The sequence below is a fragment of the Streptomyces sp. NPDC001728 genome, assembly GCF_040297565.1.
Taxonomy (GTDB): domain Bacteria; phylum Actinomycetota; class Actinomycetes; order Streptomycetales; family Streptomycetaceae; genus Streptomyces.
Genome location: NZ_JBEOZK010000001.1, coordinates 533,826 through 553,957, shown reverse-complemented (window position 1 = coordinate 553,957; position 20,132 = coordinate 533,826). Strand labels below are relative to the sequence as shown.

The window sequence follows — 20,132 nt, the reverse complement described above, 5'->3', positions numbered from 1 at the left end:
GGGGTGACTCATTCCTCCGCCCCTTCCCCCTGGTCAGAACGGTTCGTCATACGGGAAGGGGTACGGCTCTCCGCGCGCGACTGGGGCGGCTCCGGCACTGACGTACTCCTGCTTCACGGGCTCGCCGGGCACGCCGGCGAATGGGACGCCACCGCCCGGCTGCTGCGCGATTCCGGCCATCGGGTCGTCGCTCTCGACCAGCGCGGGCACGGGGCCAGCGAGCGGCACCCCGGCGATGTCACGCGCGCCGCCTACGTCGCCGACACCCTCGCCGTCATCGAGGAACTCGGGCTGGAAAGGCCCCTGTTGGTCGGGCAGTCGCTCGGCGGCAGCACCGCCCTTCTCACCGCCGCCGCCCATCCCGAGCTGCTGCGCGCCCTCGTTCTCGTCGAAGCCGGGCCTGGCGGCGGCAACCCCGGCGTACAGGAGCAGATCGGCGGCTGGCTGGCCGCCTGGCCGGTGCCCTTCCCCTCCCTGGAGGTGGCCGCCGCCTACCTCGGCGGCGGGAAGCAACCCGTAGGGGACGGCTGGGCTGGCGGGCTCGAGGAACGCGCCGACGGGCTCTGGCCGCGTTTCGACCCCGGCGTCATGGTGCGGTCCCTCGACGAGATCTCCACCCGCGCGTTCTGGGACGAGTGGGCGGCCATCACCTGCCCCACCCTCGCCGTCCTCGGGCAGGGCGAGCAGGGCGGGATCATCGGCGGCGCCGAGTACGCGGAGATGGTGCGGCTCCAGCCCGGTCTGCGCGGCGCGAGCCTGCCCGCCACCGGGCACGACGTACACCTCGAACAGCCCACCACCCTGCACCGGCTGATCGTCGGACTTCTCGGGGACCTCGCGCCGTCCGAGCCCTAGCTGTACTGCCCTGTGAGGTTGGGGACGCGGCTGGCGGGTGGTCGGCCCTTGAGCGCGGTGTGTCCGCGGTGGTGATTGTAGGTGTGCGGCCACTGCGGGTAGGCGTCCCGTCGCTCGGCCTCGGTTCGGTAGAGCTTTACGTAGGTCCACTCCTCCAGCAGGGTCCGGTTGAACCGCTCCACCTTCCCGTTCGTCTGCGGCCGGTAAGGGCGGGTGCGCTCGTGTGAAATGCCTTGTGTTGCAAGGGAGTTGCGCCAGAGGTGTGACTTGTAGCAGGCGCCGTTGTCGGTCAGGACCCGCTGGACGGTGATCCCGGCCCGCGACGACACCGTACTCGCCACCAAGGTGTACTTCCCCGTCGGCGGCGAAGGCCCCAACCGGGGTGGCAGTTCCCGCCGTTGGATCGTCCGGGCCGTCGAGGACAGCCTCCGGCGGCTCGGCACCGACCGGATCGACCGGCGGTCCGGTCGGAAGCCGGGCCGGGCCCAGCCGAGCCGATCCTCCCCTCCCGCTCAATGGGCGATGGTGCGAAGCTGCCCGACGGGGTGGACCTGGGCGAGGCCGGCGAAGGAGAGGAGGACCTTCGGGGGGGGCCGACGACGGAGAAGAAGGTGATGAAGGCGGCGGAGAAGGTGAAGGCGTTCACACCGGAATCATGGTGCGGCCGGGTGATTTCTCCCGTTTTTTGGGCCGGTGCCCGCGCGGTGTCGAGAACGGGCGGGCGGCTCCGACTGTCCTGCGAAAGGCAGTGACCGGCAAGAAGCCGGGAGCGAGAAGCGCGAAGCGGGAAACGAGGAGGACGTCATGAAGTACCTGGTGATGGTGCAGGGCTCGGATGCCGACTACGAGGCGATGGTGGGCCGTCCCACCGCGAACAGTCCCGCCTGGACCAAGTCGGACCTCAAGGCGATGTTCGACCACATGAACGGGATCAGCGAGGAGCTGGTGGCCTCCGGCGAGATGCTCGACGCGCAGGGCCTGACCGCCCCGGCCACGACCCGCTTCGTGGCGGTGGACGGCGACGGCAAGCCGGTCGTCACGGACGGCCCGTACGCGGAGACCAAGGAGGTCATCGCCGGCTTCTGGATCCTCGACTGCGCCTCCCTGGACCGCGTGACGGAGATCGCCGCCCAAGTGGCCCGCTGCCCGCAGCCGCCCGGCGCCCCGGAATACCCGGTGGTCATCCGCCCGATCGACGAAACCGGCCCGAGCCAGGACTGAGCGCGGCGACCGGCGACGGACACCGGAGCGCGGGCCGGCGGGGCCGGCCCGCGCCTGAGGGGTGGTTGGTCAGTGGATCCCGTGTCCGTGCGGGCCCGATCGGGTGTGGGGGTGGGATCGGGGGGTCAGGGTCAGGGCTGTCAGGGCTGTGAGCGCTGCTGTCAGGGCGCAGGCCGTGAAGGCCCTGGTGAAGCCTGACGGGGTGGGGGGTGTCGTGGTCAGGGCCAGGGTGGAGGCGATCGCCACGCCCAGGGAGCCGCCCAGTTCGTGGAAGGTGTTCACGATGCCGGAGGCGAGGCCCGCCTCATGCGGGGTGATCAGGCCCAGGGCCGTCGTCGTCGCCGTCACGAAGACCGCGCCCAGGCCGAACGCCGCCGTCGCCAGGGCCGGCAGGACCGTGGTCCACGGGCCCGACTCGGGGTCCAGTACGGCCAGTGGCAGGCAGCCCAGGGCCGCGACCGCCATGCCGCCGGCCGCGCAGGCGCGTGGGCCCGCCGTCATGACCAGGCGGGAGCCCAGGTGGGCGCCGATCGCCGTCGCCAGGGCCACCGGCAGGAACAGGAGGCCGGTGCGGAACGCGTCGAGGCCGTGGACGTACTGGAGCCGCAGCGAGCCCAGGAAGAAGAACGAGATCAGCAGAGCCGTCGCGACCAGCATCAGGAGCGAGCCCGCGACCACCGGTCGCAGGGTGAGCATCCGCAGGTCCATCAACGGGGCCCGGGTCCGTCGTTCCGCCGCCGCGAAGGCGCCGTAGAGCGCGAGCGCGCCGAGCAGCGGGAGCAGGGTCGCCGCCGCCGTCCAGCCGGAGTCCCCCGCCCGGACCAGGCCGTAGACGAGCGCACCGGTCGCGGTGGTGACGAGGAGGGCGCCGGGGATGTCCAGGCCGCCGGTTCCGGTCCGCTTCCCCGTGGGCAGGGGCGGTGCCGTCGTTCGTACGGCCTTCGGGAGCGCGATCAGCAGCGCCAGGCCGACCGGGACGTTCACGTAGAAGATCCAGGGCCATCCCGGGCCCGCTGTCAGCGCGCCGCCAAGCAGCACTCCCACCGCCGATCCCGTACCGCCGATGGCCGCCCAGACGCCCAGCGCCTTCGGGCGTTCCGCGCCCCGGAACATCGTGGTGACCAGTGCCAGTGCCGCCGGGGAGAGGAGTGCGGCGCCGACGCCCTGGGCCGCGCGGCCCGCGAGCAGGACATCGGCGTTCGGCGCGAGGCCGCAGGTCAGGGACGCGGCCGTGAAGAGGGCCAGCCCGGCGAGGAGGACCCGGCGGGCACCGAGGGCGTCCGCGAGCCGGCCGCCGAGCAGCATCAGTCCGCCGAAGCAGAGGGTGTACGTGGTGACGACCCAGGTCAGGGCCGTACGCCCGAGGCCCAGGTCGGCCGCGACGGCCGGCAGGGCCACGTTCACCACGGTCACGTCGAGGATCAGCATGAACTGCGCCGCGCAGATCAGCGCCAGGGCCGTCCAGCGGCGCGGGTCGGGGTCGGGGTGTGTCCGGGCAGGGGTGGGTACGGCGGAGTCGGTGGGCATAACTGAACTGTACGGCACAGTACAGTTGAACTCAAGAGTACAGTTCAGTTGGTAGGGTGGACCCATGGACGTCCCCTCCGGCGCTGCCGGTCCTTCCGGCTCCGCCGGTCCCGCCGGTTCGGCCACTCCTCCCGGCCCCTCCGGCCCCCGCGCCGCCCGCAAGCGGCAGGCCGTCCTGCGGGCAGCCCGCGACCTCTTCCTCCGCGAGGGCTTCGGCGTCGGCATGGACGCCATCGCCGCCGAGGCCGGCGTCTCCAAGGTGACCGTCTACAACCACTTCGGCAGCAAGGAAGCCCTCTTCACCGCCGTGGTCACCGGCGCCGTCGACGAGCCCCTGTCCGGTGCCGGACGCACGGGCGACGGGCGCGCCGAGGACACCCCGGACCTCGCCCGGCTCGTCGCCGCCGACGGCCCCGAGGAGCTGCGCGCCGCCCTCACCGAGGCCGGCCGCGCCTGGAGCCGCGCCGTACGCGCCGACGACGAGGGCCGCGCCCTGCGCACCCTCGTCGCCACCGAACTCCACCGCTTCCCCGAACTGGGCCGCGCCTGGCGCGCACACGGCCCCGCCGGGCACCACCCCGCCGTCGCGGAGGCCCTGCGCGCCCTCGCCGACCGGAACCTCCTCGACATCCCCGACCTGGAGGTCGCCGTCCTCCAGCTCTACTCGCTGCTCGTCTTCCCGCAGATGGTGTTCGAGCAGTACGGGACCGAGCTGGCCGACGGGCTGGGCGAGCGGCTGCTCGTCGACGGGGTGGAGATGTTCCTCCGGCGTTACTCCCCCGCCCCCTGACGCAGCCGGGCCAGCGTCGCGTCCATGTCGACCGCGCACGCGCTTCCCCGGTTGTACGGGAGCTTGCCGAGCATCAGCGCCATGCCGCAGGTGTTGGTGAGCGCCGAGAAGACGAGGCCGCCCGCGACGCCCGCCGAGAGCAGCTGGAACGCCGGGTGTATCAGCACCCCGAGCACCAGGCCGAGCAGCACCAGCGAGCCCGCGACCAGCCGCACCTGGCGGTCCATCGCCCACACCGGCTTCGCCGGGGCGCCCGCCGGACGGTCCAGGCCGTGACCGCGCGCCGCCCAGCCGCTCGTACCGCCGTCGAGGTCGTACGCGCTCACGCCTTCCGCCGCGAGCTGCGCGCAGGCCCTGGCCGAGCGGTTGCCCGACTGGCAGACGACCAGCACTCCGCCGCGCGCCGCCGCCTCCCGGAGTGCGGGGACGGCGCGGGCGAGCCGGTCGAGCGGGACGTTGACGGCGCCGGGCACATGGCCGGAGGCGTACTCGCCGGGCGTGCGCACGTCGACGACGGTCAGGCCGGCCAGCCGGGTGCGGGCCTGGTCGGGGTCGAGCAGGAGGGGTGCGTTCATGGCAGGTGTCATCCTTGGTCTTCGACGGGGCCCCGTGCTGGGGAGTAAATTACCCCCTGGGGTATCTGTGGAGGAGTGGCTGTGGAACTGGATCTCGCGGGTGCGGAGCTGAAGGCGGTGCTGAACAGGCTCCGCCGTGCTCAGGGACAGATCTCCGGCGTGATCCGGATGATCGAGGAGGGCCGGGACTGCGAGGAGGTCGTGACCCAGCTGGCCGCCGCCTCCCGCGCCCTCGACCGGGCCGGGTTCGCGATCATCGCGACCGGGCTCCAGCAGTGCCTGACGGACGTCGAGGACGGCCGCAGGAACGGCGAGGACCGCGACGCGATGCGCGCCCGCCTGGAGAAGCTCTTCCTGTCGCTGGCGTAGGCCGGGGCGGGGCGCGGGGCGGGTACGCGCCCGGCCGGCGCCGTGGGCATGGGCGCGGGCATGGCCGTGGGCATGGGCATGGACATGGGCTTGGGCATGGCCGTGGGCATGGACATGGCCGTGGGCATGGACATGGGCATGGGCTTGGGCATGGGCATGGGCATGGGCTTGGCCGTGGACATGGGCATGGGCATGGGCTTGGGCATGGGCTTGGGCATCGGCGTGTGCCGGGGCATGGGCTTGGGCATCGGCGCTCAGAACACCACCGCGTCCAGCAGCATCAGCCCCGCCACCCCCAGCAGCACCACACCGAAGATCCGGCGCAGGGTGTCGCCCGAGACCTTCGACGCGAGGCGCCGGCCGTCCCAGGCGCCGAGGATCGCCGCCCCCGCGAAGGGGGCGATCACCGCCCAGTCCAGGGCGTCCGCCGTGCCCGCCCTGGCCAGCAGCGCGGCCAGCGCGTTCGCGGCGACGACCAGCAGGCTCGTCCCCACCGCCGTACGCATCCGCAGGCCCACGACCTGCACGAGCGCCGGCACGGTGAGGAAGCCGCCGCCCACCCCGAGGACCCCGGTGACCGCGCCGAGCCCGGCGCCGGCGCCCGCGACGGCGGGAGCCGACCTGCGGACGCCCTCGGCGCCGGACGCGGGCCTGAGCATCCGTACCGCCGCGATCCCCGCCACCGCCGCGAACCCGGCGGTGAGCAGTGCCTCCGGGAGCCGGGTCGCGAGGAGGCCGCCGAGCGCCGCCGGGACGAGTCCCGCCGCCGCGAAGAGCGCCCCGGTCCTCCAGCGGACGTTCCCGTCCTTGGCGTGGCCGTAGAGCGCGGTCGCGGAGGTCGCGAGGACGATCAGGAGGCTGGCGGTGGCGGCGGAGGGCGGGCTGAAGCCGAGCAGGTAGATCAGGACCGGGACGGCGAGGACACTGCCGCCGCCGCCGAGCGCCCCGAGCGCGAGCCCGACGACGGCGCCGGCCGCGAGGGCGATCACCATCGGACGGGCCGAGGTGGGTCGGTGAGCGGCACGGGCCTGCCCCTTTCGGAATCCGGAGGGAGGGTCGAACTTACCCCCAGGGGTATACATGGTGATGCCAACGACCCTAACAGATGTACCCCCAGGGGTATTTGGGCGGGCATCCGGGAGGCTACCCGGGAGGGCGTAAACGGATCATTATCCGCTTCCAGGAACCGCCAGGTATGCTCGGGAGCACGAGCGACAGGAAGCGGCCGGGACAGGGGGAGACGGGGCGCGCACGACCGGCAGAGGAGCCGACAGATGAGCACCGAGAACCAGCGGGCCGGAGGCACGCCGGCGGCGGTGACGCCCACCTTGCTGCCCACCGTCGGGACCCCCGCCCCCGAGCGCGCCGACGCCGCCCGCAACCGCCGCAAGATCCTCGACGCCGCCGCCCGGATCGTCGCCGAGGAGGGCCCCGACGCCGTCACCATGAACCAGGTCGCCCACGCCAGCGGCATCGGCGTCGGCACCGTCTACCGCCGCTTCGGTGACGTCACCCAGCTTCTGTGGGCCCTCCTCGACGACCGCGAGCGGCAGTTCCAGCAGGCGTACATGAGCGGCCCGCCGCCGCTCGGTCCCGGCGTCCCCGCCGACGAACGGCTCGACGCCTTCCTCGACGCCCTCGTCGACCGGGTCGGCGAGCAGCGCGAGATCCTGCTCGCCGCCCACTCCGCCGCGCCCCGCGCCCGCTACCACGGCGGCGCGTACGGGCTGATGCACACCCATGTGGCCCTGCTCATCGGCCGCCTCAGGCCCGAGGCCGACAGCGCGCTCCTCGCGCACCTGCTGCTCGCACCGTTCTCACCGGACGTCATGCACCATCTGACGGTCGAACGCGAACTGTCGGCGGACCACCTGAAGACGGGCCTGCGCGAACTCCTCCGCCTCCGCGCCTGAGCCGAAGCGCCGCGAGCCGTGCGGCCACGGGCGACCGTCTGGTGGACGACGGTGGACCCGGGACGCCCGCCGGTCGCAGGATCCTGCCATGACCACGTATCTGATCCTGCACGGCTACGAGAACCACCGTCCACCCGGCCACTGGCAGCACTGGCTCGCCGGGGAGCTGCGGGCGCGCGGGCACGAGGTGCGCTACCCGCAGCTCCCCGAGCCCGACGCGCCCGTGCTCGCCGACTGGCTCGCGGCCCTGGAGGAGTACGGGAAGCGGCCCGCCGAGGGGGAGTTCGTGGTTCTCGCGCACAGCCTGTCCGTACTGCTCTGGCTGCGCGCCGGGAAGCGCCGGCCGGACGCCGACCGGGTGCTGCTCGTCGCCCCGCCCTCGCCGCCGGTGACCGCCTCGATCCCGCCGATCGCCGCCTTCGCCGACGGGCTCGACCTCGCCGAGCGGGGGCTCGGGACGGCGCGCCTGGTGTACGGGGACGGGGACCCGTACTGCCCCGAGGGCGCCGACCTGCACTACGGCCTTCCGCTCGGGCTCGACATGGACCACGTGCCGGGCGGGAAGCACCTCAACCCTGATTCGGGATACGGGGATTGGGCCTCGCTCCTCGCCTGGTGCGAGGAACCGGCGGTGCGGATCGAGGGCCGGTAGGGTCGGCCGGATGCACCCCGAGACCGCACCGTACGACCAGGGCCTGCTCGACGTGGGCGACGGCAACCTCATCCACTGGGAGGTCTCCGGCAACCCGGAGGGCCGGGCCGCGCTCGTCGTCCACGGCGGGCCCGGCTCCGGCTCCTCCCCGCGCAGCCGTCGGCTCTTCGACCCGGCGGCGTACCGGGTCGTCCTCTTCGACCAGCGCGGCTGTGGGCGCTCCACGCCGCACGCGAGCGACCCGGCCGCCGACATGTCCATGAACACCACCGCGCACCTGGTCGCGGACATGGAACTGCTGCGCCGGCACCTCGGGATCGAGAAGTGGCTGCTGTACGGCGGCTCCTGGGGCTCCACGCTGATCCTGGCGTACGCGGAGGCGTATCCCGAGCGGGTGTCGGCGATCGTGATCGCGGCCGTGACGACCACCCGCCGCTCCGAGACGGCCTGGCTGTACGAGGGAGTCCGGCGCTTCTTCCCGGAGGCCCACGAGCGCTTCCGGGCCGGGGTCGAGGGGGCCGCCGACCTCGTGGGGGCGTACGCCGAGCTGATGAACCACCCCGACCTCGCCGTACGGGAGAAGGCGGCGGCCGACTGGTGCGCCTGGGAGGACGCGGTGCTCTCGATGGAGGGCATGGGCACCCCGTACACCGACCGCGTCGACGACGCCCGGCTCGGCTTCGTCCGGATCTGCTCGCACTACTTCGCGCACGGCGCGTTCCTGGAGGAGGGCGCGCTGATCCGTGACGCCCACCGGCTGGCCGGCATCCCCGGTGTGCTGGTCCACGGCCGGATCGACATGGGCGGGCCGCTCTCCACGGCCTGGGAGCTGTCCCGCGCGTGGCCGGACGCCGAGCTGCACGTGGTCGAGAACGCCGGGCACCTGGGCGGCGACGAGACCCGGAACCTGATCCTGAGCGCCCTGGACCGGTTCGCGAAGGAATGAACCCGACCGGATCGCGGAGGGGCGGACCCGAGGGTTCTCGAAGGGACGGACGGTTCGCGAAGGGGTGAATCCACCGGGCGGCCGTCACGCGCACACGTGATGATCGGTGCATGAGTCCCCAGCCCCCCGAGATCCACCTCGCCCAGCAGCCCGAAGCCGACGCGCTGCTCGGCCGGTCCCCGCTCGCCGCGCTCGTCGGCATGCTGCTCGACCAGCAGGTCCCGATGGAGTGGGCGTTCTCGGGGCCGTACACGATCGCCTCGCGGCTCGGCGCTGACGACCTCGACGCGCACGAGATCGCCTCCCGGGAGCCGGAGGAGTTCGCCGCGCTGCTCTCCGAGAAGCCGGCCGTGCACCGCTACCCGGGTTCGATGGCCCAGCGGGTGCAACAGCTGTGCCGGTTCCTCGTCGAGCAGTACGGGGGCGATGCCGAGGCCGTCTGGTCGGACGCGGCGACCGGGAAGGAACTGCTCGCCCGGCTCGAAGCACTGCCCGGGTTCGGCAAGCAGAAGGCGCAGATCTTCCTCGCCCTGCTGGGCAAGCAGTACGGGGTCCGGCCGAAGGGCTGGCGGGAGGCGGCGGGCCCGTACGGCGAGCAGGGGTCCCACCGCTCGGCCGCCGACATCACGGGCCCGGAGTCGCTCGCGAAGGTACGGGCCCACAAGCAGGAGATGAAGGCGGCGGCGAAGGCCGCGAAGGCCGCCAAGGCACCCAAATAGGCAGGGAATTATCAACTCCACATGTCAATCCTGCTCAATGCGACAGGAATTGTGGAGAAGGTGTTCACAGAAGGCCCCGCAGATCGCTAGCTTCCCCTCAACCTCGTCCGTAACGGGAAGGACTTCTGTGAACGCAACCCAGCGCCGGGCCGCGGCCGTTCTCGCCGCCGCCGCACTCGCCACCCCGCTGGTCCTCGCCTCCCCCGCCACCGCGGGGCAGGACCCCGCCGCCGCGCCCGCCCGCGACGCCGCCAAGCTGGCGAAGAAGCTGGTCCGCGAAACCACCGCCAAGGACGCCTTCACGCACCTGCAGAAGTTCCAGGCGATAGCCGACTCGGCCGGCGGCAACCGCGCGGCCGGCACGCTCGGCCACGACGCCTCGGCCGCGTACGTCTACACGCAGCTCAAGAAGGCCGGCTACGAGGTCTCGTACGAGAAGTTCGACTTCTGGTACACGCAGACGCTCGCCGAGAAGGCCTCCGTCGTCTCCCCCGCCCCGCGGGCCCTCGACGTCAAGGCGATGACGTACACCCGGTCCACCCCGGTCGGCGGCGTCACCGCGGCCCTCGCGGCCGTCCCCGTCGACGCCGACGGCTCGACCGGCTGCCAGCCGTCGGACTTCGCCACCGGCACCTACACGGGCAAGATCGCGCTGATCAAGCGCGGCGCCTGCTCCTTCGCGATCAAGCAGCAGAACGCCGCCGCGGCCGGTGCCGTCGCCGCCGTCGTCTACAACAACGTCGAGGGCGCGCTCTCCGGCACCCTCGGCGACGTGGCCTCGGGCAAGATCCCGACCGGTGGTCTCAGCCTGGCGCAGGGCACCCAGCTCGCCGCCGACGCCGCCGCGGGTCCGGTCTCGCTGTCGCTGGAGATCCGCGAGTTCCAGGAGAAGCGCACCACCAACAACGTCCTCGCGGAGACCAAGGGCGGCAACGCCGCCAACACCGTCATGCTCGGCTCGCACCTGGACTCCGTCACCGCGGGCCCCGGCATCAACGACAACGGCTCGGGCTCCGCCGGTCTCCTCCAGACCGCCCTGGAACTCGCCAAGTCGAAGGACAAGGTCCGCAACAAGGTCCGCTTCGCCTGGTGGTCGGCCGAGGAGAACGGCCTCCTCGGCTCCGAGCACTACGTCAACAACCTGACCGCGCTCGACAAGAGCGAGATCAAGCTCTACCTCAACTTCGACATGATCGCCTCGCCGAACTACGGCCTGTTCGTCTACGACGGCGACAACTCCGACAACGTCGGCGAGGGCGCGGGGCCGGAGGGCTCGGCCCAGCTGGAGCGGGACATCACCGACTTCATGGACAAGCGCGGACTCCCGCACGCGGGCACCGACTTCGACGGCCGCTCCGACTACGGCCCGTTCATCGAGGTCGGCATCCCCTCCGGCGGCACCTTCACCGGCGCCGAGGGCATCAAGACCGCCGCGCAGGCCGCCCTGTTCGGCGGCGAGGCGGGTGTCGCGTACGACGTGAACTACCACGCCAAGGGCGACGACCTGAAGAACGTCAACATGACGGCCTTCGACGCGAACATCAAGGTCATCGCCAACGCCGTGGGCACCTACGCCCACGACATCTCCTCGCTGCGCAAGCCGGTCGTCTCGGTCCCGACCACCGGCGACGCGGGCAGCGACGGCGGCCTGCACGCCGACCACGACCAGGTCACGGAGTAGGCCCTAGCGCCCGCGGCGGGCGGTCCCGAAGAGCGAGCGGCTGATCTCCCGGCCCAGCTGGGTTCCGATCGACCGCGCGAGGGACTTGAACATCCCGCTGCCCACCACCTGTTCGGCGAGCGAGGGTTCCGGCTTCGGAGCCCTCGCTCCCGGCTTCCCGGCCGCCTTCGCGGCCTTCTCCGCCGCCGCGGCGGCAGCGGCCTCCAGCGCCGCCGACTCCGCCGCGTGCTGCTCGGCCGTCAGCTTCTCGTACGCCGACTCCCGGTCCACCGCCTCCGCGTACCGCCCGTAGAGCGGCGAGGCCTTCACCGCCGCCTCCAGGGCCGCCGCGTCGACCGGACCCATCAGCGACTCCGGCGCCCGCAGCCGGGTCGCCGCCACCGGTGTCGGCGCCCCCCGCTCGCTCAGTACGGTGACCACCGCCTCGCCCGTACCGAGCCCGGTCAGCACCTCCTCCAGGTCGTACGGCGAGTTCGGGAAGGTCCGCACGGTCGCCTTCAGCGCCTTCGCGTCGTCCGGGGTGAAGGCGCGCAGCGCGTGCTGCACCCGGTTGCCCAGCTGGGCGAGCACGTCCCCGGGTACGTCCTTCGGCGTCTGCGTCACGAAGAAGACGCCGATGCCCTTCGAGCGGATCAGCCGGACCGTCTGGGTGATCGACTCCAGGAACGCCTTCGAGGCCCCGCTGAACAGCAGATGGGCCTCGTCGAAGAAGAAGACCAGCTTCGGCTTGTCCAGGTCGCCGACCTCCGGCAGATCGTTGTAGAGGTCCGCCAGCATCCACATCAGGAAGGTCGAGAACAGCTGCGGCTTGTCCTGCACGGCCGGCAGCTCAAGGACCGAGACGATCCCGCGCCCGTCCGGCGCCGTCCGCAGAAGCTCTCCCGTGTCGAACTCCGGCTCCCCGAAGAAGCCGCCGGCGCCCTGCTGTTCGAAGGCCGTGAGCGACCGCAGGATCACCCCCGCCGTCACCGTCGAGAGCCCGCCGATCCCCTTCAGCTCGGCCTTGCCGGTGTCCGAGACCAGGAAGGCCACCACCGCCCGCAGGTCCTTGAGGTCCACCAGCTCAAGGCCCTTGGCGTCGGCGTAGTGGAAGATCAGGCCGAGCGACTGCTCCTGCGTCTGGTTGAGCTGGAGCACCTTGGAGAGCAGGACGGGGCCGAAGCTGGTCACCGTGGCGCGCACCGGGATGCCGGGGCCGGTGCCGCCGAGTCCGTAGAACTCGCAGGGGAATCGGGTCGACCGCCACTCCTGCCCGACCTGGCCGGCCCGCTCCCTGACCTTCTCCCCGTCGGCGCCGGGGGCCGAGATGCCGGAGACGTCGCCCTTGATGTCGGCGAGGAAGACGGGCACGCCGTGCGCCGAGAGCTGCTCGGCGATCAGCTGGAGCGTCTTCGTCTTGCCGGTGCCGGTCGCGCCGGCGACCAGACCGTGCCGGTTGAGGACGGGCAGCGGGATCCGGATCGGCGCGTCCGGGTGACAGACGCCGTCCCAGAGCAGGGCCCCCAGATCGAGTGCCGCGCCCTCGAAGGCGTACCCGGCGGCGATCTCGGCGGCGATCTCGGCGGCCGGCGGCTGCTCACTGACGCTCATGAGGGGACCCCGATTTCGGTCTTGTCACGTTTTGCACCAGCATCCCACTGCCCTCGCGTGGCTGCGCCGGTAGCCGCTCGCCCGGTAGGCTTTCCGTGTGATCTTCAAGCGCATCGGAAACGGAAAGCCGTATCCCGACCACGGCCGGGAAAGCACCCGGCAGTGGGCGGACGTCGCGCCGCGCCCGGTCCGCCTCGACCAGCTGGTCACCACCAAGGGCCAGCTGGACCTCGAGACGCTGCTCGCCGAGGACTCCACCTTCTACGGCGACCTCTTCGCGCACGTCGTGAAGTGGCAGGGCGATCTCTACCTCGAGGACGGACTGCACCGCGCGGTCCGCGCGGCGCTCCAGCAGCGCCAGGTGCTGCACGCCCGCGTCCTGGAAATGGACTGAGCCGGCGCCTCTCGGCCGCTCCCGCTGACCCTTTCGGGGTCAGTTCGCCCCCATCCGGACGCGATCACATGATCATCAAGTAGGCATCGCCGACGGGCGGCACTACGCTGCGTTCATGAGCATGCTCACTCCCCCCGGAATGGGCGGAAAGTACCGCATCACGGGGGATGTCTATCCCCGGATGCGGCGCCCCCACCGCCGGCGCAGGATCATCCTCGCGGCCACCGCCGCCGTGGTCGTGCTCGGCGCGGCCGGCTGGGGCACGCTCCAGCTCGTCGACGTCTTCTCCGGCGACGAGGGCAAGAAGACGACAGCCGGGAGGCAGTCCGACTGCAAACCCGCCGCCCAGGCCACCACCGCGCCCGCCGCAGCGCTCCCCAAGCCCGCCCAGATCACGGTCAACGTCTACAACGCGACCCCGCGCAGCGGTCTCGCCAAGACGACCGCGGACGAGCTCAAGAAGCGCGGCTTCAAGATCGGCAAGGTGGGCAACGCGCCCACCGCGTACGACAAGAAGGTCACCGGCGCGGGTCTGCTGCTCGGTGCCACGACCGCCACCAAGGGCGCCTTCCCGGTCCTCGGCACCCAGCTCAAGGGCGCCACGACCAGGACGGACACCCGGGCCACGGCGGACGTGGACCTGATCATCGGGACCGCCTTCAAGAACCTGGCCCCGAAAACGACGGCGGACGCGGCCCTGGTCGCCCTGACCAAGCCCGCGCCCGCACCGACCGGGAAGTGCTAGTACCTACTCCGCCGAGCCGGCCGTTCCCTACTCGGCGGAGCCGGCCGTTCCCTACTCGGCGGAGCCGGCCGTCCCCTACTCGGCGGAGCCGGCCGTCCCCTACTCGGCGGAGCCGGCCGTCCCCTACTCGGCGGAGCCGTACATGCGGTCGCCCGCGTCGCCCAGGCCCGGGACGATGTAGCCGTTCTCGTTGAGGCGCTCGTCGACCGAGGCCGTCACGACGGTGACGGGGGTGCCCGCGAGCTCCCGCTCCATCACCTCGACGCCCTCCGGGGCGGCGAGGAGCACCACGGCGGTCACGTCGTCGGCGCCGCGCCTGATCAGCTCCTGGATCGCCGCGACCAGCGTGCCGCCGGTCGCCAGCATCGGGTCCAGGACGTACACCTGGCGGCCCGAGAGGTCCTCCGGCATCCGCGAGGCGTAGGTCGACGCCTCCAGCGTCTCCTCGTTGCGGATCATGCCGAGGAAGCCGACCTCGGCGGTCGGCAGCAGCCGGACCATGCCGTCGAGCATGCCGAGCCCGGCGCGCAGGATCGGCACCACCAGCGGACGCGGGTACGACAGCTTCACGCCGGTGGTCGGGGTGACGGGGGTCTCGATGTCGACCTGCTCGGTCCGGACGTCCCTGGTGGCCTCGTAGGCGAGCAGGGTGACCAGCTCGTCGGCCAGACGGCGGAAGGTCGCGGAGTCCGTGCGCTTGTCGCGCAGGGTGGTGAGCTTGTGGGCGACCAGGGGGTGGTCGACGACGTGGAGACGCATGGCTCAACAGTAGCCCGCCGCGCACTGGCGTCGACCCACGCCACTGGGGGAAGGTGGGAGCACGGGGACCCAGCGATGGGGTGGAGTGGCCGATGCCCGACCTGGAAGAACCGGCCGAGGACGCCGCCGAGAGGGCGGCCCGGAAGCCGGCATCGGAGACGGACGCGGAGCGCCGCAGGCGCCGCGCCCAGTTCCTCCGCGAACTGGGCGAGGCGAAGGCGCTGCGCGAGCGCGTACAGCCGAGACGCGCGCGGGCCGCCCGGATGCGCCAGGCCATGCGCATGCGGACCTTCCGCTGGTGAGGGCCCCGCGGCGACACGGCGGCGGACCACGGCCGGTCCCGGCCGTGCGCCCCCTGCGTGCGCCGGGGTCGCACGCCCGCCCGATCGCGGGGTCGTTCAGACTGATGCACGACGCAAGAGCCGAAGACCTCTCCTGAGAGCGTCGTTTCTGTCACGATGCCGATTGGGCGGGGCATGGAGCGCACCGCCGGATCGTCACACCTCTGATCAGTGGGAGAGAGTCAGGTGTACTTCGCCGCACTGCTCGCGCGCACCGAAGACGGGTGGGAAGCGAGCGACACGGAGCTCGACGACGTGGAGACCCTGTCGGATCTGACCGAGCTCGCCCGCGAGGCCTCGGACGACGACACGGTGATCGTCTTCATCGAGCAGGAGGACGCGTGGTTCGGGATCGTACGGATCGAGGGTGAGGAAGACCCTCGTATCTACGTCTCGGACGGCGCCGCCGCCGCCCGTTCCTCGTACGGGGAGATCCTCACCCGGGAGATCCTCGGCGACGACGTCGACGCCCTCGTCGACGAACTGGAGTCGCTGGACCTGGACGGCACGGAGGACGGGGAGCCGCTCGACGGCGACTCGGACGACGACGAGACGACGGGGGTCGCCGCCGAGGCGGTGCCGGCCGCTCCCGTCGGCGACCGGCTGATCCTCGCGGACCTCGGCATGTCCACCGCCGACCTGCTGGCGCTCGACAGTGACGCGCTCGCGGAGATCGCGGACGCGCTGGGGGCCGCCGAGGTCCTGGAGGCCGTGCGCTAGTGGCACGTGCCGTACCCACCGCATCCGACCCCGGTCCCGATCCCGATCGCGATCCCGTGAGGGACCCCTGGCGGAACGCCATGCGGCTCGCCCTCGCCGAGGCCGACATGGCCGCGCCGGCCGGTGACGTACCGGTCGGTGCCGTCGTGCTCGGCCCCGACGGCACGGTGATCGCCCGCGGCCACAACGAGCGCGAGGCGGCCGGCGACCCCACCGCGCACGCAGAGGTGCTCGCGCTCCGGCGGGCGGCGGCGGCGACCGGGGAGTGGCGCCTGACGGGGTGCACGCTGGTCGTGACCCTGGAGCCGTGCGTGATGTGCGCGGGCGCCCTCGTCCAGTCGCGGGTCGAGCGGGTGGTGTTCGGCGCCGTGGACGAGAAGGCGGGGGCGGCCGGGTCGCTCTGGGACCTCGTACGGGACCGGCGGCTGAACCACCGTCCCGAGGTGATCCAGGGCGTGCTGGGCGAGGAGTGCGCCGAGCAGCTCACGGCCTTCTTCCGCGACCGCTGACCTGCCGCGGGATACGGATTTCATCGCAGCCCGAGTTTCGGCTAAGCTCTCTCTCGGTAGCGTGTCCGAGCGGCCGAAGGAGCTCGCCTCGAAAGCGAGTGTGGGGAAACTCACCGAGGGTTCAAATCCCTCCGCTACCGCTTCGATCGAAGGGCCTGGTGCATCAGCACCGGGCCCTTCGGCGTATCCCCGGCACGTCCGGTCGGTGCACGCACGCGAAAGGCCCCGGTCGCGCTCGGCGGCGTCCGGGGCCTTCTCCGTGGGGACGGGGGCTGGGGCATCGTCCGAAAGACAGGCCCTAGGACGGGGGGAGCGGCATCGGGGGGACAAGCCGCTCCCCCCGATGAGAACCGGGCCCGACAAGTCCTGCGCCGCAGTCAGGGGGGAAGCTCGCGGCGCGGACCCCGCAGTGCGGGCCGGTTCCAGGAGCCCTTCGGATTCCTGCCAGATCCTCCGGGCTCGACATCCATACTGCTCTGCCGTCACCCTTCCGGGGGGCGGCAAAAGGCCTCGGTCTCAGGGTCCTTGGTCCATAAAGCCTCGGTTAGGCTGGCGCGGTCGTACGGGCGGGGGAACAGGGGAGCGGGCACATGGCGCAAGCGAAGAAGGTCGTGCTGTACGCGGTCGCGGTCTTTGTGCTGTACACGATCATCAACTCCCCACAGAGGGCCGCCGCCCTCGTGGGAGTAGGGTTCGAGGGCATAGCCAGCGCCGCACAGGGTGTCGGCGAGTTCATGACCGAACTCATCAACTAGGAGCCCTTCGTGATCCGCCATCTGGTCCTCTTCAAGCTCGACGACGGCGTCTCTCGGGACGAGCCCCGTGTCGTCGCCGGTGTCGAGGCGTTCCGCGCGCTCGGCGGCCAGATCCCGGAGCTGCGCTTCTGGGAGTGCGACTGGAACATCACCGACCGGCCGATCGCGTACGACTTCGCCATCAACTCGGCCGTCGAGGACACCGACGCGCTCCAGCGCTACCTGGACCACCCCGCGCACCAGGCGGGTGTAGCCCAGTGGCGCGAGTTCGCCACCTGGGTGATCGCGGACTACGCGTTCTAGACCACGGGCGTCCCCAGGACGCCGACCGGGCCCCCTGCCGTCGCGGCGGGGGGCTTTTCCGTGCGTGACCTCCCCTTTTTCCGTCAACATGCCCTCAACACGTCGCTATGCGGTGCTTGCACACAGTGGACATGTCTTGTGATGCTATGACCGCTTTTGATGGATGAGTTGACCGTAGTTGACCCAATCGACCAGCAAGACCAGCCAAAGGGGTGGCGTGAACGTGCCGGCCAGTGCAGCGCCTCAGGTCCCGCCCCAGCACGAGGCAGGCGGCGCGGAGACCCCTCGCCCCCGCCCCCAGAGCACCCGCGGCGCCGACACCCGCGCCCTCACCCAGGTGCTCTTCGGGCAGCTCAAGAACCTGGAACCGGGCACTGCGGAGCACCACCGGGTGCGCGGGGCCCTGATCGAGGCCAACCTGCCGCTCGTGCGGTACGCGGCGGCCCGCTTCCGCTCGCGCAACGAGCCGATGGAGGACGTCGTCCAGGTCGGCACCATCGGCCTGATCAACGCCATCGACCGCTTCGACCCCGACCGGGGCGTCCAGTTCCCCACCTTCGCCATGCCGACCGTCGTCGGGGAGATCAAGCGGTACTTCCGCGACAACGTCCGCACCGTGCACGTGCCGCGCCGGCTGCACGAGCTGTGGGTGCAGGTGAACGGCGCCACCGAAGACCTGACGACCGCCCACGGGCGCTCCCCCACGACCGCCGAGATCGCCGAGCGGCTGCGCATCGGCGAGGACGAGGTGCTCGCCTGCATCGAGGCCGGCCGCTCGTACCACGCCACCTCCCTGGAGGCCGCGCAGGAGGGCGACGGGCTGCCCGGACTGCTCGACCGGCTCGGCTACGAGGACCCCGCGCTGGCCGGCGTCGAGCACCGCGACCTGGTTCGACACCTGCTCGTCCAGCTGCCCGAGCGGGAGCAGCGGATCCTGATGCTGCGCTACTACAGCAACCTGACCCAGTCTCAGATCAGCCAGGAACTCGGCGTCTCCCAGATGCATGTGTCAAGGCTCCTCGCCCGGAGCTTCGCGCGTTTGAGATCCGCAAACAGAATCGAGGCGTAACCGGAACGGGTAGACCGGTTCGGAGCAGTTCTGCGGCACCCCAAATGCCGCACACCCCTTGTTTCCTGCGGATATGCACCGTTGCCTTGTCGACAAGTCACTACAGCGTGTTGCCGACATGTGACATTCTGCTGGAACCGAGTTTGCCGCAGCCCCGCCGCCGGTATTCAGGTGGAAGCTGCGTTCCTCAGATGGTCGCGGCCACCGCGACCGTCCGCGACCTCAAGGGGGTGGCATGTCCACAGAACTGGGCAGCTCGAAGGTGCTCACGCTCACGCCCGTTCCCGTGCCCACGCAGACGACGGCGCCGGCCGCGACCGACAGCACGGGGACGGCCACGACCGCGCCGCCGCCGATGGTCGTCACGTCCGGAGCCCTCGACACCCGCACCCTCTCCCGCTCCCTCTTCCTGAGGCTGCGCGCCCTCGACACCGAGGGCGTCGCCGCGGACAGCCCGGAGCGGACCTACGTCCGCGACACCCTCATCGAGCTCAACCTGCCGCTCGTGCGGTACGCGGCGGCCCGCTTCCGCTCGCGCAACGAGCCGATGGAGGACATCGTCCAGGTCGGCACCATCGGCCTGATCAAGGCGATCGACCGCTTCGACTGCGAACGCGGCGTGGAGTTCCCGACCTTCGCCATGCCGACCGTCGTCGGCGAGATCAAGCGCTTCTTCCGCGACACCTCCTGGTCGGTGCGGGTCCCGCGCCGGCTCCAGGAACTGCGTCTCGCCCTCACCAAGGCCAGCGACGAGCTCGCCCAGAAGCTCGACCGCTCCCCCACCGTTCCCGAACTCGCGGCCGTGCTCGGGGTGTCGGAGGAGGACGTCGTCGACGGCCTCGCCGTCGGCAACGCGTACACCGCCTCCTCCCTCGACTCCCCCTCGACCGAGGACGACGGCGGCGAGGGCTCGCTCGCGGACCGCCTCGGCTACGAGGACACGGCGCTCGAAGGCGTCGAGTACCGCGAGTCGCTCAAGCCGCTGCTCGCCAAACTGCCGCCCCGCGAGCGGCAGATCATCATGCTGCGCTTCTTCGCCAACATGACCCAGTCGCAGATCGGCGAGGAGGTCGGCATCTCCCAGATGCACGTCTCCCGGCTGCTCACCCGTACCCTCGCCCAGCTGCGCGATGGCCTCATCGGCGACTGACTTCCCCAAAAACCTGCCCAGTTGACGGTCCGTCAGTCAAACTGGAAGGCATGAGGCGAAGGAAGCCGGTACTCGTGGCGGTGGCGCTCTGCCTCGGCGGGGCGCTGACCGCCTGTGGCGGAGGAGACGGCGAGGGGTACGCGGCGGTCGGCGCCGGCCCCTCCCCCGGCGGCGCGACCGCCCCCTCGGGCGCGGTCACACTGATCCCCCTGGACGGGCCGACGTCGAGCGGGGACACCTCCAGCACGTCGTCACCTTCGCCGGAGGCGGGGGCTGGGGCCGGCACGGGGCCGGGATCAGGGTCGGGATCAGGGTCCGGTGCGGGCTCGGGGTCGGGGTCCGGTGCGGGCGCGGCCCCGGACGCGGGTGATTCGTCCACGGGCGGGGGCTCCGGTACGGGGTCCGGCTCGGGGTCCGGCTCGGGTACGGGTACGGATACGGGTACGGGCTCTGGTGGCGGCACCGGGACCACGTCCCCGCGTCCCGGTGCCAGCACCCCTCCCCGTACGCCCTCGACGCCGCCCTCCCCGCCCGCGCCCGGCACCGGCA

At 71.8% G+C, this 20,132-nt stretch carries 23 protein-coding genes, 1 tRNA gene and 2 pseudogenes; 20 read left to right on the top strand and 6 right to left on the bottom strand.

Annotation, left to right across the window (positions count from 1 at the left end; translation table 11 throughout):
- The first annotated feature begins 3 nt into the window (after positions 1-3).
- Positions 4-855 (top strand): alpha/beta fold hydrolase, encoded by an 852-nt coding sequence (locus tag ABT154_RS02530; protein WP_351851826.1) that lies wholly within the window; start codon positions 4-6, stop codon positions 853-855.
- On the opposite strand, the pseudogene ABT154_RS02525 reads toward ABT154_RS02530, so the two are convergent.
- Positions 852-1,178 (bottom strand): annotated as a pseudogene (locus tag ABT154_RS02525) (integrase core domain-containing protein); the annotation flags it as partial. The gene ABT154_RS02530 and the pseudogene ABT154_RS02525 sit on opposite strands and share 4 nt — an antisense overlap.
- On the opposite strand from ABT154_RS02525, the pseudogene ABT154_RS02520 reads away from it, so the two are divergent.
- Positions 1,174-1,315, top strand: a pseudogene (locus ABT154_RS02520) (aldo/keto reductase); the annotation flags it as partial. The pseudogenes ABT154_RS02525 and ABT154_RS02520 sit on opposite strands and share 5 nt — an antisense overlap.
- Positions 1,316-1,659: 344 nt before the next feature.
- Positions 1,660-2,076, top strand: a complete 417-nt coding sequence (locus ABT154_RS02515) for a YciI family protein (protein ID WP_351851823.1) — start codon at positions 1,660-1,662, stop codon at positions 2,074-2,076.
- 69 nt (positions 2,077-2,145) lie between these two features.
- On the opposite strand, the gene ABT154_RS02510 is transcribed toward ABT154_RS02515, so the two are convergent.
- Positions 2,146-3,603 carry an MFS transporter gene (locus tag ABT154_RS02510; RefSeq protein WP_351851821.1) on the bottom strand — a complete coding sequence of 486 codons (1,458 nt, stop codon included), beginning with the start codon at positions 3,601-3,603 and terminating at the stop codon, positions 2,146-2,148.
- A gap of 64 nt (positions 3,604-3,667) precedes the next feature.
- Between ABT154_RS02510 and ABT154_RS02505 the strand changes: the two genes are divergently transcribed.
- A complete protein-coding gene (locus ABT154_RS02505) occupies positions 3,668-4,393 on the top strand; it encodes a TetR/AcrR family transcriptional regulator (RefSeq protein ID WP_351851818.1) in 726 nt (241 codons plus the stop codon).
- Here the strand turns inward: ABT154_RS02505 and ABT154_RS02500 are convergent.
- On the bottom strand, positions 4,375-4,968 hold the full coding sequence (locus ABT154_RS02500; protein WP_351851815.1) for a rhodanese-like domain-containing protein: 594 nt from the start codon (positions 4,966-4,968) through the stop codon (positions 4,375-4,377). The two genes, ABT154_RS02505 and ABT154_RS02500, sit on opposite strands and share 19 nt — an antisense overlap.
- Before the next feature lie 81 nt (positions 4,969-5,049).
- Between ABT154_RS02500 and ABT154_RS02495 the strand changes: the two genes are divergently transcribed.
- Positions 5,050-5,337 carry a metal-sensitive transcriptional regulator gene (locus ABT154_RS02495; protein WP_317879144.1) on the top strand — a complete coding sequence of 96 codons (288 nt, stop codon included), beginning with the start codon at positions 5,050-5,052 and terminating at the stop codon, positions 5,335-5,337.
- A gap of 254 nt (positions 5,338-5,591) precedes the next feature.
- Here ABT154_RS02495 and ABT154_RS02490 read toward each other — a convergent pair whose 3' ends face one another.
- Complete coding sequence (locus ABT154_RS02490; protein WP_351851813.1) at positions 5,592-6,329, bottom strand: sulfite exporter TauE/SafE family protein; 738 nt, start codon at positions 6,327-6,329, stop codon at positions 5,592-5,594.
- Between the two features lie 282 nt (positions 6,330-6,611).
- On the opposite strand from ABT154_RS02490, the gene ABT154_RS02485 reads away from it, so the two are divergent.
- The 5 genes from ABT154_RS02485 (at position 6,612) to ABT154_RS02465 (ending at position 11,248) form a co-directional block, all read left to right on the top strand.
- On the top strand, positions 6,612-7,250 hold the full coding sequence (locus tag ABT154_RS02485; protein WP_351851810.1) for a TetR/AcrR family transcriptional regulator: 639 nt from the start codon (positions 6,612-6,614) through the stop codon (positions 7,248-7,250).
- 88 nt (positions 7,251-7,338) lie between these two features.
- Positions 7,339-7,902, top strand: a complete 564-nt coding sequence (locus ABT154_RS02480; RefSeq protein WP_351851807.1) for an RBBP9/YdeN family alpha/beta hydrolase — start codon at positions 7,339-7,341, stop codon at positions 7,900-7,902.
- A 10-nt stretch (positions 7,903-7,912) separates the two neighbouring features.
- The gene (gene pip / locus ABT154_RS02475) at positions 7,913-8,848 is read left to right on the top strand and encodes a prolyl aminopeptidase (RefSeq protein ID WP_351851804.1); all 936 of its coding nucleotides are present in this window, start codon (positions 7,913-7,915) and stop codon (positions 8,846-8,848) included.
- 110 nt (positions 8,849-8,958) lie between these two features.
- Entirely contained in the window at positions 8,959-9,567 is a 609-nt protein-coding gene (locus ABT154_RS02470) for an HhH-GPD-type base excision DNA repair protein (protein WP_351851801.1), read from the top strand.
- Positions 9,568-9,694: 127 nt separating this feature from the next.
- Complete coding sequence (locus tag ABT154_RS02465; RefSeq protein ID WP_351851799.1) at positions 9,695-11,248, top strand: M28 family metallopeptidase; 1,554 nt, start codon at positions 9,695-9,697, stop codon at positions 11,246-11,248.
- A gap of 3 nt (positions 11,249-11,251) precedes the next feature.
- On the opposite strand, the gene ABT154_RS02460 is transcribed toward ABT154_RS02465, so the two are convergent.
- Positions 11,252-12,838: a helicase HerA-like domain-containing protein gene (locus ABT154_RS02460; protein ID WP_351851796.1), complete on the bottom strand. Its 1,587-nt coding sequence runs from the start codon at positions 12,836-12,838 to the stop codon at positions 11,252-11,254.
- A 97-nt stretch (positions 12,839-12,935) separates the two neighbouring features.
- Between ABT154_RS02460 and ABT154_RS02455 the strand changes: the two genes are divergently transcribed.
- Together ABT154_RS02455 and ABT154_RS02450 are read left to right on the top strand one after the other, a co-directional pair.
- Positions 12,936-13,232 (top strand): type II toxin-antitoxin system VapB family antitoxin, encoded by a 297-nt coding sequence (locus ABT154_RS02455; protein ID WP_015034993.1) that lies wholly within the window; start codon positions 12,936-12,938, stop codon positions 13,230-13,232.
- Between the two features lie 115 nt (positions 13,233-13,347).
- Positions 13,348-13,977, top strand: coding sequence for a LytR C-terminal domain-containing protein (locus ABT154_RS02450; protein WP_351851793.1), 630 nt, complete (start codon positions 13,348-13,350; stop codon positions 13,975-13,977).
- A 123-nt stretch (positions 13,978-14,100) separates the two neighbouring features.
- Here ABT154_RS02450 and upp read toward each other — a convergent pair whose 3' ends face one another.
- On the bottom strand, positions 14,101-14,736 hold the full coding sequence (gene upp, locus ABT154_RS02445; RefSeq protein WP_317874718.1) for a uracil phosphoribosyltransferase: 636 nt from the start codon (positions 14,734-14,736) through the stop codon (positions 14,101-14,103).
- Between the two features lie 92 nt (positions 14,737-14,828).
- Here upp and ABT154_RS02440 point away from each other — a divergent pair, with 92 nt between their 5' ends.
- From ABT154_RS02440 to ABT154_RS02405, 8 genes are all read left to right on the top strand, one after another.
- Positions 14,829-15,038 (top strand): hypothetical protein, encoded by a 210-nt coding sequence (locus ABT154_RS02440; RefSeq protein WP_351851791.1) that lies wholly within the window; start codon positions 14,829-14,831, stop codon positions 15,036-15,038.
- Positions 15,039-15,263: 225 nt separating this feature from the next.
- Positions 15,264-15,797: a tRNA adenosine deaminase-associated protein gene (locus ABT154_RS02435; RefSeq protein WP_351851788.1), complete on the top strand. Its 534-nt coding sequence runs from the start codon at positions 15,264-15,266 to the stop codon at positions 15,795-15,797.
- Between the two features lie 80 nt (positions 15,798-15,877).
- A complete protein-coding gene (gene tadA, locus ABT154_RS02430; RefSeq protein ID WP_351852046.1) occupies positions 15,878-16,306 on the top strand; it encodes a tRNA adenosine(34) deaminase TadA in 429 nt (142 codons plus the stop codon).
- A 55-nt stretch (positions 16,307-16,361) separates the two neighbouring features.
- Positions 16,362-16,446 (top strand) — tRNA-Ser (locus ABT154_RS02425).
- Between the two features lie 450 nt (positions 16,447-16,896).
- Positions 16,897-17,061: a hypothetical protein gene (locus ABT154_RS02420; protein ID WP_351851786.1), complete on the top strand. Its 165-nt coding sequence runs from the start codon at positions 16,897-16,899 to the stop codon at positions 17,059-17,061.
- A 9-nt stretch (positions 17,062-17,070) separates the two neighbouring features.
- Positions 17,071-17,364, top strand: coding sequence for a Dabb family protein (locus ABT154_RS02415; protein ID WP_351851785.1), 294 nt, complete (start codon positions 17,071-17,073; stop codon positions 17,362-17,364).
- A gap of 223 nt (positions 17,365-17,587) precedes the next feature.
- Positions 17,588-18,433, top strand: coding sequence for an RNA polymerase sigma factor SigF (locus tag ABT154_RS02410; protein ID WP_351851783.1), 846 nt, complete (start codon positions 17,588-17,590; stop codon positions 18,431-18,433).
- 235 nt (positions 18,434-18,668) lie between these two features.
- On the top strand, positions 18,669-19,583 hold the full coding sequence (locus ABT154_RS02405) for an RNA polymerase sigma factor SigF (RefSeq protein ID WP_351851781.1): 915 nt from the start codon (positions 18,669-18,671) through the stop codon (positions 19,581-19,583).
- The last annotated feature ends 549 nt before the right edge of the window (positions 19,584-20,132 follow it).